The following is a 15066-nucleotide window of genomic DNA, read 5'->3' as shown; positions in this document are numbered from 1 at the left end:
TGGCGAGGCCCGTGGCCGGGGAGCGGCTCCCGGGGTAGCCGGCGGCGCGTCCTTTCATGCTCCGGGGTGGCTGCCCTGACGTAAGGTCGGACGGCCTGCTCGCCCGCTACCCTCGGGCCATGGACGGCGACACGACGGCGCCCGAGCAGACTCCGCACCTGCGCGTCGTGCGCGGGGAGCCCACCGCCGAGGAGCTCGCGGCCCTCGTCACGGTGCTCGCCGCAGCGGCTCGCAGGTTCGACGGCCCGGCGGACGACGGACCAACCTCGGCGTGGAACGACCGGCTGGCATGGGCCCGGCCCCCGCTGCGGCCCGGGCCCGGCGCCTGGCGCTCGTCCGCCTGGCCGCGCTAGCCGGCGGTCAGGCCCGCGGCACGGGCGGGTGCCCCTCGTCGTCCGGGTTCACGGGGCGGTCGTCCGGATGCACCGGGCGCGGCTCCTCCACCGGCGGGTTGACGGCGTCCGGGTGCTCGGCGTCCGGACGGACGTCCGCCCGGTGCCCGGGCTGGCGACCGTCCTCGACGAGAAGTGTCACCAGCTCGTGGTAGTGCTGGATCGCCCGGCGGAGCTCCTCCGTCGTCGCCACGTCACCGCTGTCGTGGTGCCGGCGGCGAGCCTCGTGCGCGGCCCGGTACCGCTCGACGATCTCCGGGTGGTCGGCGGCCATGAGCTCGGCGCGGGAGGTGAAGTCGTGGCCGGGGTACCCGCGCTCGTCCATGATCTCGGCGACCATCGCGTCGGCGGCGTCCACGGCCTCACCGGGCCGCTCGACGAAGTCCGCCTGGATCTGCTGCCAGCGGGCCAGGTAGCGCTCGCGGGCCGCGGGCCCTAGCGACTTGATCTGCGCGGCGTCCCGGCGCTCGGCGACCTCGGACAGGTGCGCGCGGGCCCGGCGCTCGCTGCCGTACTCGTCGACCGCGTGGTCGTACTCCGGACCGAACCGGTCGCGGACCTGCCGGGCCTTCCGGTTGCGCACGACCAGCCACGCGACCAGTGCAACCAGGAGCAGGACGACGACCACGAGGATGATCCACGTCGTGGTGTCCATGATCTGAACATGCCCGTCCGCCGGCTCGTCAAACCCGCCCATGCTCACGACGGGCCTGTCGGACGCCGCGGGTAGGGTCCGCGAGCGTGACCGACACCCCGCGCCCACGCACCCCGATCGACGACCTGGCCGACCGCTACGTCGACGAGTACGCCGCCCTGGACCCCATCGCCGCGACCGCGATCGGCGTCCAGGGGCACGACGACCGGCTCACCGACTACTCCCCCGACGGCGTCGCCGAGCGGGCGGAGCTGCACCGGCGCACGCTGGCCGCGCTCGAGACGCTCGAGCCGGCCGACGACACCGACCGGATCACCGTCGCGGCGATGCGCGACCGGCTCGGCCTGGCCCTCGAGCTGCACGACGCCGGGCTCGACCTGGCACCGCTCAACGTCATCCACTCACCGGTGCAGGACCTGCGCGACGTCTTCGACCTGATGCCGACCGCGACCGCCGAGGACTGGGCCGTGGTGGCGCGCCGGCTCACCGCGATGCCGGACGCCGTCGCGGGGTACGTCGAGTCGCTGCGGCGGGCCGCGGCGTCCGGGCGGGCACCCGCGCGCCGCCAGGTCGAGGCGGCCGCCGGGCAGGCAGAGCAGTTCGGGGACGGCGAGTCCGGGTTCTTCGTCATCCTCGCTGGCCAGGCCGACCGGTCCGGGACGGCGGACGGCGCGGTCGCCGCGGACCTGGACCGTGCGGCGTCCGCGGCGGCCGGCGCCTACCGCGACCTCACCCGCTACCTGCGCGAGGAGCTGCTGCCCGCCGCCCGGGAGGAGGACGCCGTCGGCCGGGAGGAGTACGCGCTGTGGTCGCGGGAGTTCGTCGGCGCCCGCGTCGACCTCGAGGAGACCTATGTCTGGGGGCAGGAGGAGCTGGCGCGCATCGAGGCCGAGATGCGTGAGGTCGCCCAGCAGATCGTCCCCGGCGGCTCGGTGCAGGACGCCGTCGCCGCGCTCAACGCCGACCCGAAGCGGACGATCCGGGGCACCGAGGCGTTCCGGGAGTGGATGCAGGCCAAGGCCGACGAGGCGATCGCCGCGCTCGCCGACGTCCACTTCGACATCCCCGAGCCAGTCCGCCGGATCGAGTGCCGGATCGCCCCGACGAACTCGGGTGGCATCTACTACACCGGGCCGACCGAGGACTTCTCCCGCCCGGGCCGGATGTGGTGGTCGGTGCCCGAGGGCGTCGACACCTTCGGCACGTGGCAGCAGACGACGACCGTGTTCCACGAGGGCGTGCCGGGCCACCACCTGCAGATCGCCCAGACGATGTACCGCTCCGACCTGCTCAACCGGTGGCGCCGGGCGATGGCGTGGTGCTCGGGGCACGGCGAGGGGTGGGCGCTGTACGCCGAGCGGCTCATGGCCGACCTCGGCTGGCTCGACGACCCGGGCGACCGGCTCGGGATGCTCGACGGGTCGGCGTTCCGGGCGATGCGGGTGGTGGTCGACATTGGGCTGCACTGCGGCTTCGAGGCGCCGGCCGAGGTCGGTGGCGGCCGCTGGAACGCCGACACCATGTGGCAGTTCATGCGGGCGCACACCCTCGAGGACGAGGCGTTCCTGCGCTTCGAGCACCTGCGCTACCTCGGCTGGCCGGGGCAGGCGCCGTCCTACAAGGTCGGCGAGCGGCTGTGGCTGGCGCTGCGCGAGGAGGTCCGGGCTCGGGAGGGCGACGCGTTCGACCTCAAGGCGTTCCACCGCCGGGCCCTCGACGTCGGGTCCGTGCCCCTCGACGTCCTGCGCACCGCCCTCCTCCCCCCCACCTCCCCGTGATCAGTCGAAAGTCTCTGTTCGTGATCATGCAATCCCGCCACCCCGCCGCCCGCCAACCTCGTCGGTGATCATGCAATCCCGCCACCCCGCCCTCCTCCCCCCTCGTCGGTGATCATGCATTCCCGCCACCCCGTGACCGACCTGTCGCTCGTCCTTGCCTCGGCGTCCCCAGCGCGTCTGGCCACCCTGCGGCAGGCGGGCGTGCAGCCAGTCGTGCTCGTGTCGTCCGTCGACGAGGATGCGGTCGTCGCGCGCTACGGCGTCACCGACGCCCACGACGTCGCGCTCGTCCTGGCCCGCGCCAAGGCCGAGGACGTCGCGGCCACCGACGACCTGCCCGACGGGTGCGTCGTCCTGGGCTGCGACTCGGTGCTCGACCTGGACGGCGAGGTGCACGGCAAGCCCGCGGACGCCGCGGAGGCGACGGCCCGCTGGCAGCGGATGCGGGGCCGCTCCGGCGTCCTGCACACCGGGCACTGGCTCGTCGAGGTCCGGGACGATGCGGACGGCGGGACCGGCGCCACGCTGGGGGCGGTCGCCTCGACGACGGTGCACTTCGCGGACGTCTCCGACGAGGAGATCGCGGCCTACGTCGCGACCGGGGAGCCGCTGCGGGTGGCGGGGGCGTTCACGATCGACGGGCTCGGGGGCCCGTTCGTCCGTGGCGTCGAGGGCGACCACCACACGGTTGTCGGGCTGAGCCTGCCGCTACTGCGCGAGCTGCTCGCCGAGATGGGTGTCCCCTGGCACCGCCTCTGGTCCACCCCTCACCCCTCCACCCCCCAAACCCCTTCGTGATCATGCAATCCCGCCACCCTGCCACCCTGCCGCCCGCTCGCAGGATGCTGGGTTGTCGGCGCGACACGCCGTGAAAGTTGCGGTGAATCCAGCATTCTGTGGCGCGATCCTGCGCTCGTCGGTGCTGGGGAGAGTGACGGGCAGGGGCCTCAAGGCGGTCTGTGCCGCATAACGAGTCAGCACTCAAGGTGCGACGACGAGTTCTCCCTGCCCGTCCTGCGCATCCTCGGTCAGGTGCTACAGCTCGGTCAAGGCGTCAGCCCCAGGGTGGCGGAATTGCATGATCACCGATGAGGGGGCGGGCGGCGAGCGGCGGCCTGGCAGGGTGGCGGGATTGCATGATCACCGATGGCGGGCGAGCGGCGGCCTGGCAGGGTGGCGGGATTGCATGATCACCGATGGGTGGGGGTGGGGGTAGCAGCCACCGGACCCGCATCTCCTCCGGTGGCAGGTGACGCGGCACCGCGCCGTGTCGCCGCAGGCTCCTGCCGGTCGTCGTCGGACACGGCCGGCAGGAGCCCCTGCGACCCAGGGCGTTCCCGGATACGGTCCGGGGTCGTGATCACCGCCGACCGGGTCCTCGTCGTCGTCGGGCTCGCCATCGTCCTGCTCGCGCTGTCGTCCCGGCTGGTCAAGCGGCACGCACTGAGCCCCGTCGTCCTCGCCCTCGCAGCCGGCGTCCTCGTCGGACCGCACGCCCTCGCCGTCCTCGACCCCACCACGGTCGTCCCCCGAGGGGAGCTGCTCGAGCAGACCGCACGGGTCGCCCTGGCCCTAGCCGTCTTCGACATCACCCTGCGGGTCGGCCCCCGGGACCTGCTCGCCAACCGCCGGCGGATCGCCGTCCTGCTGCTCGTCGTCATGCCGGGGATGTGGCTCGTCACCGCGCTCGGCGCCAACCTGCTGCTCGGCCTGCCCCTCGGACTCGCCCTGCTCCTGGGCGCGGCGCTGACCCCGACCGACCCGGCTGCGGCGTCGTCGCTCGTCACCGGGGTGCTGCCGGACCAGTCCCTGCCGCGGCGAGTGCGGGCGAGCCTGCAGGTGGAGTCCGCGGCCAACGACGGGCTGGCGCTGCCGTTCGTGCTGCTCGCCGGGCTGCTCGTGTCAGTTCCGATCGGGGACGCCGTCGGGCCGTGGCTCCTGGACGCCGGGCGCCAGGTCGGCATCGCCCTGGCCGTGGGGACCGCGGTCGGGCTGGCGATGCGCTGGCTCACCGACCTGGCCGGGGTGGACCGGCTGGCCGAGGAGGACTGGTTCCCGCTGGCCAGCACGGGAGTCGCCCTCAGCGTGCTCGGGCTGGCGCACCTGCTCGGCGGGACCGGGGTGCTGGCCGCGTTCGCCGCGGGCCTGACGTTCTCCGAGGGACTGCCGGAGGGGACGCGCAAGCCGATCCACGTGGTGCACCGGTCGGTCGCCAAGGTGGGTCTGGTCGTGGTGTTCCTCGTCTTCGGCACCGTGCTGCCGGTGGACCGGTGGTGGCCCGAGCTCGGGTGGGGCGGCGTGCTGTTCGCGCTGTGGGTGCTGCTGCTGCGGAGGTTCCCGGTCACCTTCCCGGCGCTGCTCGCCACCGGCACCGGACGGCTGTCGTCGGGGTTCATGGCCTGGTCCGGCCCGCTCGGGGTGGCCGGCGTCTACTACCTGGCGTTCGCCGAGACGCTGCACGTGCCGCAGTACGAGACCCTGTTCGCCGCCGGCAGCCTCGCCGTGACGGTGTCCATCGTCGGGCAGGCGCTGAGCGCGTCGCCGGCGGTGCACGGGTACCGGCGGCGCACGGGGCAGGTCGCACCCGAGGGCGAGGAGCTCGAGATCGAGGGCCGGCTGCCGTAAGCCGAGGACGGCGCCCGCCGTGCGCCAACCCCGGCGGCAGGCGCCCGCCTCAGACCGGAGGCACCCCGCGGCGCTTCTCGGCGAAGTGCCGGTCGCGCCGGGCCGCGTACCGGAACCGCCGGACGAGCTCGTCGCGCAGGTCCGCGGGCTCCACCACGCCGTCCAGGACGAGGTCGGCGACCAGCCGCTCCAGGTCGACGTCCTGCTCGTACTCGGCGCGACGCGCGGCGACGAACGCGGCCCGCTCCGCCTCGTCCTCGATCGCCGCGATCTTGTTGGCGTACACGGCGTTCACCGCCGCCTCCGGGCCCATCACCGCGACCCGGGCGGTCGGCAGGGCCAGCGCGGCGTCCGGGCCGAACCCCGGCCCGGCCATCGCGTAAAGCCCTGCGCCGTAAGCCTTTCGGATGACGACGCTGATCTGGGGCACAGTGGCCTCGCTGACCGCGGTGACCATCTTCGCGCCGTGCCGGATGATCCCACCGCGCTCCACCTCACTGCCGATCATGAACCCGGGCACGTCGGCGAGGTACAGCAGCGGGACGTTGAACGCGTCGCACAGCCAGATGAACCGGGCCGCCTTGTCGGCGCTGTCGGTGAACAGCACCCCGCCCTTGACCATCGAGTTGTTGGCCACCACCCCGATGGTGCGGCCCTCGAGCCGACCGAACCCGACGACGAGCTCGGCGGCGAACAGAGGCTTGATCTCGAAGAAGGAGTCCTCGTCGACGAGGGCGTCGATGACGTCGTGGACGTCGAACGGCTGGCTCTCGACCTCGGGCACGACGTCGTCGGTGAACGGGACGGCGGGGGGCTCGGGGTGGTACGCCGGCGGCTGGTCGCGGAAGGTGGACGGCAGGTAGGAGAAGAACAGCCGGGCCTGCTCGATGGCGTCCTCGTCGTCGGTGGCCAGCAGGTCGCCGACGCCGGAGACGGTGCAGTGCATCCGGGCGCCGCCCATCTCCTCCAGCGACACCTTCTCCCCGACGACCATCTCGGCCATCCGCGGGCTGCCGAGGTACATCGAGGCGTTGCCCTCGACCATGATGACGACGTCGCAGAACGACGGGACGTACGCGCCACCGGCCGCGCTGGGGCCGAACAGGCAGCAGATCTGCGGCACCTTGCCCGACAGCGCGACCTGGTTGTGGAAGATGTGGCCGGCCCCGCGCCGTCCGGGGAAGACCTCGACCTGGTCGGTGATCCGGGCGCCGGCGGAGTCGACGAACCAGAACACGGGCAGCTCCTCGCGCAGCGCCGCCTCGGTGGCCCGGACGATCTTCTCCACCGTGCGGGCGCCCCACGAGCCGGCCTTCACCGTCGGGTCGTTCGCGACGACGATCGCGGGCCGGCCGTCGACGGTGCCGCGGCCGGTGACGACGCCGTCGGCGGGCAGGCCCGGCGCGGTGGCGTTGGCGTAGCGGCCGTCCTCGACGAACGAGCCCTCGTCGAACAGCAGCGCGATCCGGTCCCGGACGTAGAGCTTGCCCTGGGCGGCGAGCTTGGCGGCGGCGGCCGGCGGCGGCGCGGCCGAGCGGGCGCGGGCCTCGCGCAGCCGGGCGCGCACGTCCTGGACGCGCGGGTCTGTCGGGTGGCTCATCGGCGGCAGTCTGGCAGTCTCATCGCCGGCAGCCTCGCAGGCTCATTCGCAGGCCCCTCAGTCCACCGGCAGGCCGAGCCCGCGGGAGATGACGAGCCGCTGCACCTCGGAGGTGCCCTCGCCGATCTCGAGGATCTTGGCGTCCCGGTAGAACCGGGCGACCGGGAACTCCTCCATGAACCCGTTGCCGCCGAACACCTGGGTGGCGGTCCGGGTCGCGGTGACCGCGGCCTCGGAGGAGTAGAGCTTGGCGACGGCGGCGGCCTGCCGCACCTCCTCGGCGGTGCGCCGTCCGGCGCCGTGCTCGTCGCGCAGCCAGGCCGCCTTGTAGGTCAGCAGCCGCGCGGCCTCGACCGCCACGGCGAGGTCGGCGACCTGGAACGCGACGCCCTGGTTGGCCCCGATCGGGCGGCCGAAGGCGACCCGTTCGCGGGCGTACCGCTGGGCAGCCTCCAGGCACGCCTGCGCCAGGCCGACGGCGAGGGCGGAGATCGCGATCCGACCGTCGTCCAGGGTGGCGAGGAACTGGGAGAACCCGCGGCCCCGTTCGCCGAGCAGGTTGCTCGCGGGCACCCGGCAGCCGGCGAACGTCAGGCCGTGGGTGTCCGAGGAGTGCCAGCCGAGCTTGCGGTAGGCGGGCTCGACGACGAACCCGGGCGTCCCGGCCGGGACCATGATCGCGCTGATCTCGGGGCGGCCGTCCGGGCGCTCACCGGTGCGGGCGGTGACGGTGACGACCGAGGTGATCTCGGTACCGGAGTTCGTGATGAACGCCTTGGCACCCGACAGCACCCACTCGTCGTGGACGAGCTCGGCGCGGGTGCGGGTGGCGCCGGCGTCCGAACCGGCCTCGGGCTCGGTGAGGCCGAACGCGGCCAGGGCCCGCCCGGTGACGAGGTCGGGCAGCCACCGCTGCTTCTGCTCCTCGGTGCCGAAGGTGAGGATCGGGTTGATGCCCAGGCCCACCCCGGCCGACAGCGTGATCCCGACGGACTGGTCGACGCGGCCGAGCTCCTCGATCGCCACGCACAGCGAGGTGAACGCGCCGTCCTGGAGCCCGGCGCCGCCGTACTCCTCGGGCGCGACCAGACCGAACAGGCCGAGGTCACCCATCTTCGGCACGAGGTCGACGGGGAAGTGCGCGTCGCGGTCCCACTGCTCGACGTACGGGGCCACCTCGGCCTCGGCGAAGTCCCGGACGACGCGACGGAAGTCCTCGTGCTCGGCGGACAGCTCGAAGGCCATGCGGGGCGCTCCTCGTCGAGTGCTTGACGTTGACGTCAACGTAAAGCACGATCGGGAGGCATGGCAAGACGCAGCGGCACCCGCGAGTGGACGATCGCGCAGGTCGCGGAGGAGTTCGGCGTCACGCACCGCACGATCCGCTACTACGAGGACCAGGGGCTGATCTCCCCCGAGCGGCGCGGGACCCAGCGTGTCTTCCACCCCCGGGACCGGGTCCGCCTCGCCCTCGTGCTGCGGGGCAAGCGCATCGGGCTCGACCTGGAGAAGATCCGCCGGATCGTCGACATGTACGACGAGTCCCCCGGTGAGGTCGGCCAGCTGCGCTACCTGCTGGCGGAGGTGGCCGAGCGCCGCGCCGAGCTCGAGCAGCGCCGCGCCGACATCGAGCAGACCCTCGCCGAGCTCGACGACCTCGAGACCCGGTGCCGCGCCGACCTGGCCGAGCTCGAGGGGCGGTTCCGTGATTCGCGAGCTGCCCCGGACCGGGAGGTGATCGCCACGGCAGGAGGAGCGGACGTCGCCCGGCGCGGCTCGTCGTCCAAACCGGGCCGTTCCTCCTCCCCGGGTGGCGATCGTGACGACGAGAGCGCCTCCTCCCCGGGTGGCGATCAGTGACGACGAGAGCGCACCCGCCGCGCCAGGCCGCGGCCCACGAGCCCGCGCTAGGCTCCGGCCCGTTCGCCGGGAGCCGCCAGACCGAGGGGACGGACCACGTGCCAGACCGAGCCATCACCAAGGTGCTCATCGCCAACCGCGGCGAGATCGCCGTCCGGATCGCCCGGGCCTGCCGGGACTCCGGGATCGCGTCGGTGGCCGTCTACGCCGACCCCGACCGCGAAGCCCTGCACGTCACCCTCGCCGACGAGGCGTACGCGCTCGGCGGCTCCACCCCCGTCGACTCCTACCTCGTCATCGACAAGCTGCTGGACGCCGCGCGCCGCTCCGGCGCCGACGCGGTGCACCCCGGGTACGGGTTCCTCGCCGAGAACGCCCACTTCGCCCAGGCCGTGCTGGACGCCGGACTGGCCTGGATCGGCCCGCCGCCGTCCGCGATCGACGCCCTCGGCGACAAGGTCAAGGCCCGGCACATCGCCGAGCGGGTCGGTGCCCCGCTGGTGGCCGGCACCACGGACCCGGTCTCCGGCGCCGAGGAGGTGCAGGCGTTCGCCGACGAGCACGGGCTGCCGATCGCCATCAAGGCCGCGTACGGCGGCGGCGGCCGCGGGCTCAAGGTCGTCCGGGCGCGCGAGGAGGTCGCCGAGCTGTACGACTCCGCGGTGCGCGAGGCGGTTGCGGCGTTCGGCCGCGGGGAGTGCTTCGTGGAGAAGTACCTCGACAAGCCGCGGCACGTCGAGACCCAGTGCCTGGCCGACTCCCACGGCAACGTCGTCGTCGTCTCCACCCGCGACTGCTCGCTGCAGCGCCGGCACCAGAAGCTCGTCGAGGAGGCGCCCGCGCCGTTCCTGTCGCCAGAGCAGGTCGCCGAGCTGTACCGGGCGTCCAAGGCGATCCTGCGCGAGGCCGGCTACGTCGGGGCGGGCACCTGCGAGTTTCTCGTCGGACAGGACGGCACGATCTCGTTCCTCGAGGTCAACACCCGTCTGCAGGTGGAGCACCCGGTCTCCGAGGAGGTCACCGGCATCGACCTGGTCCGCGAGCAGCTGCGGGTCGCCGCCGGCGAGGAGCTCGGCTACGACGACCCCGAGATCCGCGGGCACGCCATCGAGTTCCGCATCAACGGCGAGGACGCCGGGCGCAACTTCCTGCCAGCCCCCGGCACCGTGGCTCGCTTCGAGCCGCCGAGCGGTCCCGGCGTCCGGCTGGACTCCGGGGTGCGGGCCGGGGACGTCGTCCCGGGCGCCTTCGACTCCATGCTCGCCAAGCTGATCGTCACCGGCGCCACCCGCCGCCAGGCGCTCGAGCGCTCCCGCCGGGCCCTCGCCGAGTTCGTCGTCGAGGGGATGCCGACGGTGCTGCCGTTCCACCGCGCGGTCGTGCAGGACCCCGCGTTCGCGCCCGCCGGGGACGAGCCGTTCACCGTGCACACCCGCTGGATCGAGACCGAGTTCGACAACACCATCGAGCCGTGGACCGGTCCCGGCCCGGACGACGAGGGGCCGGGTGAGCGGGAGCGGGTCGTCGTCGAGGTCGGTGGCAAGCGGCTGGAGGTCGTGCTGCCCGCCGGGCTCGCCGGGCTGGGCGGCGGCGGTGCGGCTGGTGCGGCCGGTGGGGCTGGCGCGGCCAGGGCGAAGGCGCCGCGGCGCAAGCGGACCGCCGGTGGCGGCGCCGCGGCCGGCGGTGACGCACTGACCTCCCCGATGCAGGGCACCATCGTGAAGGTCGCCGCCGAGGACGGGGCGACGGTGTCTGTTGGCGACACGGTCGTCGTCCTGGAGGCGATGAAGATGGAGCAGCCGATCACCGCCCACAAGGAGGGCGTCGTGTCGGGCCTGTCTGCTCAGGTCGGCGCGACCGTCACCGCCGGCGCCGTCCTCTGCGAGATCAAGGACGCCTGAGCCCCCTGACCCGGCGATCTCTGGAGGCTTTCCGGGCTCTCGCCTGGCCGCGAGACCCCGGAAAGCCTCCAGAGATCGGGCAAGGACGGGACGGCAGAGAGATCGGGCGGCACGGGCATGGTGGGACCGTGAGCGGGATGGAGCTGCGGCGGCTGCGGGCACGGTGGCGGCGGCCGTTCGCGGCGCTCGCCTGGCCGGTGCGCGGACGCGCGGTGCTCGTCGATGGCGAGCTGCGCCAGCGGCGCTGGTTCCGCTCCCACCGGGTCGAGCTGGCGACGGCCGACGTCACGGTGCAGCCGCGCCGGCCCCGGCGCCTCGCCCTGCGCGTCTCGTCCGGAGCCTCCGCGGTCGAGATCGACCTGCTCCGGCTCACCGACACCGACGGGTGGAGCCGGACGCCCGAGGAGCTCAAGGCGCTCGCCGACGGCCTGGACGCCGTCGCCGCGCCGGTCGCGGGCGCCCTGCGGGGCCAGGCGGCGTTCCTGCGCGGGGACATGCCGTACCTGTCGTTCTCCCCGCTGGCTCCCTACGTCGGCCGGGACGGAACGGTCATCGACGACATCGGCCACATGCTGCCCTGAGGCAGCACACACTGGCCCTACGACCCGCTGGTCCGCCGCGCCGGTCGTGATCCATGGCGGTCCGGGTGCTTCGAGCGCCGGAGCCGTCGGCTGCGCAGGACCAGCACGAGCGCCGAGGCGACGACGGCGGCGGTCACCGCGACGACGCCCCAGGTGCCCAGGCCAGCGGAGGCGGCGCCCGCGCCGGTGGCCTCGGACGACCCGTCGTCCGCCGGGGCCGGGCCGGACGCCGTCGGCTCGGCCGTCCCGGACGCCGTCGGCCCGGCCGTCTCGGACGTCGTCACCCCGCTGTCGGGGGTAGCCGCGGTGGCGAGCGCGGCCTCGTCCGGGTACTCCTCGGCCATCATGGCGAGCCGGGACACAGCGGTCAGCGGGTTGACGTCCTCCCAGCGCGTCGGGTCGTTCTCGAGCATCTCCGGCACGTTGATGAAGCCGAAGCCGAAGCTCTCGTCGAAGGCCAGCGTGTCGCGCGTGGTGTGCCGGATGAGGTGCTGGACGATCTGGTTGCCGGTGGCCTCTGGGTAGCGGGAACGGACCAGCGCAAGCCCACCTGCGGTCAGGGCCGTCGCGGCACTCGACCCGTTGGTGAGCCCGTCGCTGCGCCAGCGGCCGTCGACGAACCCGCCGGTGCGCAGCGAGGTACCCGGCGCGGCGATGACGACCTGCCGGCCGGGTACCACGTAGTCACCGAGCCTGCCGTCCGGGCCGACCCCGGTGACCGAGACGACGCCGATGTCGGTGCTGTGCAGCGCAGGCAGACCCACGCTCGGGCCGTTGCCGACGGAGACGACCACGACCGTGTCGGCGTCGACCGCCGCCTCGAGCAGGTCGGCGAGAGTGCCACCGAGGGTCGCTGAGAAGCTGATGATGTCGACGCCGTCGGCAACCGCCTGCTCGAAGGCGGCCCGCACGTTGATCAACATGCTGCGCGACGACCCCTGGCCGGCGCACGGCTCCTCGGCGTCGGCGGTGTCGGTGTAGGCGTACGCCCGGATGGTGGCGTCCGGCGCGGCCTGCGACACCATCGACACCATCGACGTGCCGTGATGGCTGCCGTACCCGGAGCCCAGACCCTCGCCGACGGGGTCGGCGGCGCAGGCGTTGAACGCGGGGACGACGTTGGCGTCGGCGAGCTCCGGGACGGTCAAGTCCACGACCGAGTCGATGACTGCCACCGTCACCCCCTCCCCGGTGCTCAGCGCGTGCGCCTCGTCGATCCCCATCGCGTCCCGCCACCACGTGCCCGGCGGGTCGCCGAGGTCGGCCGCGGCGGCGGACGGCGCGGGCAGGGCGGCGAGCAGCAGCGCCGCGACCAGGGCCAACCTGCGGCTCACGGCACGAAAGGGGCCTCGTCCGTCCGGACCTGCGGCGCCGGCGTCGGCCGGAGCCGCGTCGCCCCGCTTGGCAGACTTCCCGGCCATCACCAGCCCCCTCTTCGCACTCCCTGGTGACTCGCGTCCGCCCGCAGAGTACGACAGAGCGTCCCGAACCAGCATGATTGTGACCAGATCCGCGACGCCATCGATGTCACAGAATGCTGCGTCCGTCACCGTTCTGCCGGCGTGTCGCGCCAGCAACCCAGCATTCTGGAGACAGGCGGAGTGGCCGTGCGCGTGGCGGGACGGGGTGGCGGGATTGCATGATCACGGGTGGCGGGATTGCATGATCACGGGTGGCGGGATTGCATGATCACGGAGGGGGTGGTGAGGGGGGCGGGGGTCAGCGGGGGGCGGGGTGGACGTGCAGGCGGCGGGCGGCCTCGGCGACCGACCCGGACAGCGACGGGTAGACGGTGAACGACTGCGCCACCTGGTCCACCGACAACCGGTGCTCCACCGCCAGCGTCACCGCGTGGATGAGCTCGGAGGCCCGCGGCGCGACCACCACCCCGCCGAGCACGGTGCCGACCCCGCGCCGGCAGAACAGCTTGACGAACCCGTCGGTGATGCCCTGCATCTTCGCCCGGGGGTTGCCCGCCAGCGGCAACTTGATCATCTCAGCGGGGACGCGGCCGCTCTCCACGTCGGCCTGCGTCACCCCGACGGTCGCGATCTCCGGCGCGGTGAAGATGTTCGCCGCCACCCGGCCGAGGTCCAGCGGGGCGACGGCGTCACCGAGCGCGTGCCACATCGCGATCCGGCCCTGCATCGCGGCGACCGAGGCGAGCGGCAGGACGCCGGTGCAGTCCCCGGCCGCGTAGACCCCGCGGGCGGAGGTGCGGGACACCCCGTCGACCTCGACGTGCCCGGACGCCGACAGCGAGACCCCTGCCTCCTGCAGGCCGATCCCCTCGGTGTTCGGGATCGACCCGACTGCCATCAGGCAGTGCGACCCCTCGACGGTGCGACCGTCGTCTAGGGTGACGACGACTCCCTCGCCGCGGCGCTCGACCCGCTGCGCCCGCGTCCGGTTCAGCACGGTCAGCCCCCGGCGGCGGAACACGTCCTCGATGACGGCGGCGGCGTCGGCGTCCTCGCCGGGCAGCACGTGCTCGCGGCTGGAGACGAGGACCACCTCGGCGCCCAGGGCCTCGTAGGCGGAGGCGAACTCGGCCCCGGTGACCCCGGACCCGACGACGACGAGCCGTTCGGGCAGCGTGTCGAGGTCGTACAGCTGGGTCCAGGTGAGGATCCGCTCGCCGTCCGGCATCGCGTCCGGCAACCGGCGCGGGTGGGCGCCGACGGCGACCAGCAGGACGTCGGCGGCGAGGGTCTCGGTGCCCCCGTCGGCGAGGTCCACGACGACCCGCTCGGGTCCGTCGAGCCGGCCCTGCCCCCGGACGACGCGAGCGCCGTCCCGTTCCAGGCGGCGGTGGACGTCCTGGGACTGGGCGAGTGCCAGCCGCTTGACCCGCTCGTTGACCCGGGCGAGATCCACGGACACCGAGCTCTCGGCGTCCGTGTCGCCGCCGGGGCTGTCGGGGAACCGGACGCCGAGCTCGACGGAGTCGTCGACGAGGGTCATCACCTCGGCGGTGGCGATGAGGGTCTTGGACGGCACGACGTCGGTGAGCACCGCGGCCCCGCCGACGCCGGTGCGCTCGACGACGGTGACGTCGGCACCGAGCTGTGCGGCGACGAGGGCGGCCTCGTACCCGCCCGGTCCGCCGCCGAGGACGACGACGCGGGGGGTGGGGCGGGGGCTCGTGGTGTCGGGCATCGGCGGCCATTGTGCCCGCTCGCGCGCCGATAGGGTCTGCGCCCATGGCGCTGTACGCGGCCTACGGCTCGAACATGCACCCGGAGCGGATGGCGCACCGGGCGCCGCACTCGCCGTTGCGCGGCACCGGCTGGCTGACCGGCTGGCGGCTCACCTTCGGCGCCGAGAACCTCGGCTGGGACGGCGCCCTGGCCACCGTCGTGGAGGACCCGAGCGCCCGGGTGTACGTGGCGCTGTGGGAGATGTCGGACGCCGACGTCGCCGTCCTGGACAGCTGGGAGGGCGTCGACATCGGCCTGTACCGCAAGGTGCAGGTGCGGGTGTCCACCCTCGACGGCGAGGAGGTCGCCTGGCTCTACGTCCTGGACGACTACGAGGGCGGGCTGCCCAGCGCGCTGTACGTCGGGATGCTCGCCGAGGCGGCGGAGGCAGCCGGCGCCCCGGCCGACTACGTCACCTGGCTGCAGAACCTGCCCTGCCGCTCGGTCGGCTGACCGGCTCCGGCGTCCGACCAC

At 73.7% G+C, this 15066-nt stretch carries 13 protein-coding genes; 8 read left to right on the top strand and 5 right to left on the bottom strand.

From position 1 onward, the window contains the following. Positions 1–119 precede the first annotated feature (119 nt). Positions 120–353, top strand: a complete 234-nt coding sequence (locus HJG43_03165; GenBank protein UER53723.1) for an acyl-CoA carboxylase subunit epsilon — start codon at positions 120–122, stop codon at positions 351–353. A gap of 7 nt (positions 354–360) precedes the next feature. Here HJG43_03165 and HJG43_03160 read toward each other — a convergent pair whose 3' ends face one another. Beyond that, a complete protein-coding gene (locus HJG43_03160) occupies positions 361–1047 on the bottom strand; it encodes a hypothetical protein (protein UER53722.1) in 687 nt (228 codons plus the stop codon). An 86-nt stretch (positions 1048–1133) separates the two neighbouring features. On the opposite strand from HJG43_03160, the gene HJG43_03155 reads away from it, so the two are divergent. The 3 genes from HJG43_03155 to HJG43_03145 all read left to right on the top strand — a co-directional run bounded on the left by HJG43_03155 (position 1134) and on the right by HJG43_03145 (position 5450). Next, complete coding sequence (locus HJG43_03155) at positions 1134–2825, top strand: DUF885 domain-containing protein (GenBank protein ID UER53721.1); 1692 nt, start codon at positions 1134–1136, stop codon at positions 2823–2825. 114 nt (positions 2826–2939) lie between these two features. Then, positions 2940–3623 carry a septum formation inhibitor Maf gene (gene maf, locus HJG43_03150; GenBank protein ID UER53720.1) on the top strand — a complete coding sequence of 228 codons (684 nt, stop codon included), beginning with the start codon at positions 2940–2942 and terminating at the stop codon, positions 3621–3623. A gap of 558 nt (positions 3624–4181) precedes the next feature. Continuing rightward, positions 4182–5450 carry a hypothetical protein gene (locus tag HJG43_03145; protein ID UER53719.1) on the top strand — a complete coding sequence of 423 codons (1269 nt, stop codon included), beginning with the start codon at positions 4182–4184 and terminating at the stop codon, positions 5448–5450. A gap of 49 nt (positions 5451–5499) precedes the next feature. Here HJG43_03145 and HJG43_03140 read toward each other — a convergent pair whose 3' ends face one another. Together HJG43_03140 and HJG43_03135 are read right to left on the bottom strand one after the other, a co-directional pair. Continuing rightward, positions 5500–7050: an acyl-CoA carboxylase subunit beta gene (locus HJG43_03140; protein UER53718.1), complete on the bottom strand. Its 1551-nt coding sequence runs from the start codon at positions 7048–7050 to the stop codon at positions 5500–5502. 57 nt (positions 7051–7107) lie between these two features. Further along, positions 7108–8295 carry an acyl-CoA dehydrogenase gene (locus HJG43_03135; protein ID UER53717.1) on the bottom strand — a complete coding sequence of 396 codons (1188 nt, stop codon included), beginning with the start codon at positions 8293–8295 and terminating at the stop codon, positions 7108–7110. Between the two features lie 60 nt (positions 8296–8355). Here HJG43_03135 and HJG43_03130 point away from each other — a divergent pair, with 60 nt between their 5' ends. From HJG43_03130 to HJG43_03120, 3 genes are all read left to right on the top strand, one after another. Beyond that, positions 8356–8910 (top strand): MerR family DNA-binding transcriptional regulator, encoded by a 555-nt coding sequence (locus HJG43_03130; protein UER53716.1) that lies wholly within the window; start codon positions 8356–8358, stop codon positions 8908–8910. A gap of 113 nt (positions 8911–9023) precedes the next feature. Continuing rightward, a complete protein-coding gene (locus tag HJG43_03125; GenBank protein UER55655.1) occupies positions 9024–10811 on the top strand; it encodes an ATP-grasp domain-containing protein in 1788 nt (595 codons plus the stop codon). A gap of 128 nt (positions 10812–10939) precedes the next feature. After that, the gene (locus HJG43_03120) at positions 10940–11392 is read left to right on the top strand and encodes a hypothetical protein (protein UER53715.1); all 453 of its coding nucleotides are present in this window, start codon (positions 10940–10942) and stop codon (positions 11390–11392) included. 17 nt (positions 11393–11409) lie between these two features. On the opposite strand, the gene HJG43_03115 is transcribed toward HJG43_03120, so the two are convergent. Further along, a complete protein-coding gene (locus HJG43_03115) occupies positions 11410–12726 on the bottom strand; it encodes a S8 family serine peptidase (GenBank protein ID UER53714.1) in 1317 nt (438 codons plus the stop codon). A gap of 385 nt (positions 12727–13111) precedes the next feature. After that, positions 13112–14551: an NAD(P)H-quinone dehydrogenase gene (locus tag HJG43_03110; protein ID UER53713.1), complete on the bottom strand. Its 1440-nt coding sequence runs from the start codon at positions 14549–14551 to the stop codon at positions 13112–13114. Positions 14552–14595: 44 nt separating this feature from the next. Between HJG43_03110 and HJG43_03105 the strand changes: the two genes are divergently transcribed. Further along, on the top strand, positions 14596–15045 hold the full coding sequence (locus HJG43_03105) for a gamma-glutamylcyclotransferase (protein UER53712.1): 450 nt from the start codon (positions 14596–14598) through the stop codon (positions 15043–15045). Positions 15046–15066 lie beyond the last annotated feature (21 nt).

Source organism: Kineosporiaceae bacterium SCSIO 59966, assembly GCA_020881835.1.
GTDB lineage: Bacteria > Actinomycetota > Actinomycetes > Actinomycetales > SCSIO-59966 > SCSIO-59966.
This window is presented reverse-complemented; position numbering and strand designations above follow the sequence as displayed.

Bases quoted from the DNA above. Each gene is read 5' to 3' on its own strand.
- HJG43_03165 (UER53723.1), top strand. From the start codon at position 120: ATGGACGGCGACACGACGGCGCCCGAGCAGACTCCGCACCTGCGCGTC.
- HJG43_03160 (UER53722.1), bottom strand. From the start codon at position 1,047: ATGGACACCACGACGTGGATCATCCTCGTGGTCGTCGTCCTGCTCCTG.
- maf (UER53720.1), top strand. From the start codon at position 2,940: ATGCATTCCCGCCACCCCGTGACCGACCTGTCGCTCGTCCTTGCCTCG.
- HJG43_03140 (UER53718.1), bottom strand. From the start codon at position 7,050: ATGAGCCACCCGACAGACCCGCGCGTCCAGGACGTGCGCGCCCGGCTG.
- HJG43_03135 (UER53717.1), bottom strand. From the start codon at position 8,295: ATGGCCTTCGAGCTGTCCGCCGAGCACGAGGACTTCCGTCGCGTCGTC.
- HJG43_03130 (UER53716.1), top strand. From the start codon at position 8,356: ATGGCAAGACGCAGCGGCACCCGCGAGTGGACGATCGCGCAGGTCGCG.
- HJG43_03110 (UER53713.1), bottom strand. From the start codon at position 14,551: ATGCCCGACACCACGAGCCCCCGCCCCACCCCCCGCGTCGTCGTCCTC.
- HJG43_03105 (UER53712.1), top strand. From the start codon at position 14,596: ATGGCGCTGTACGCGGCCTACGGCTCGAACATGCACCCGGAGCGGATG.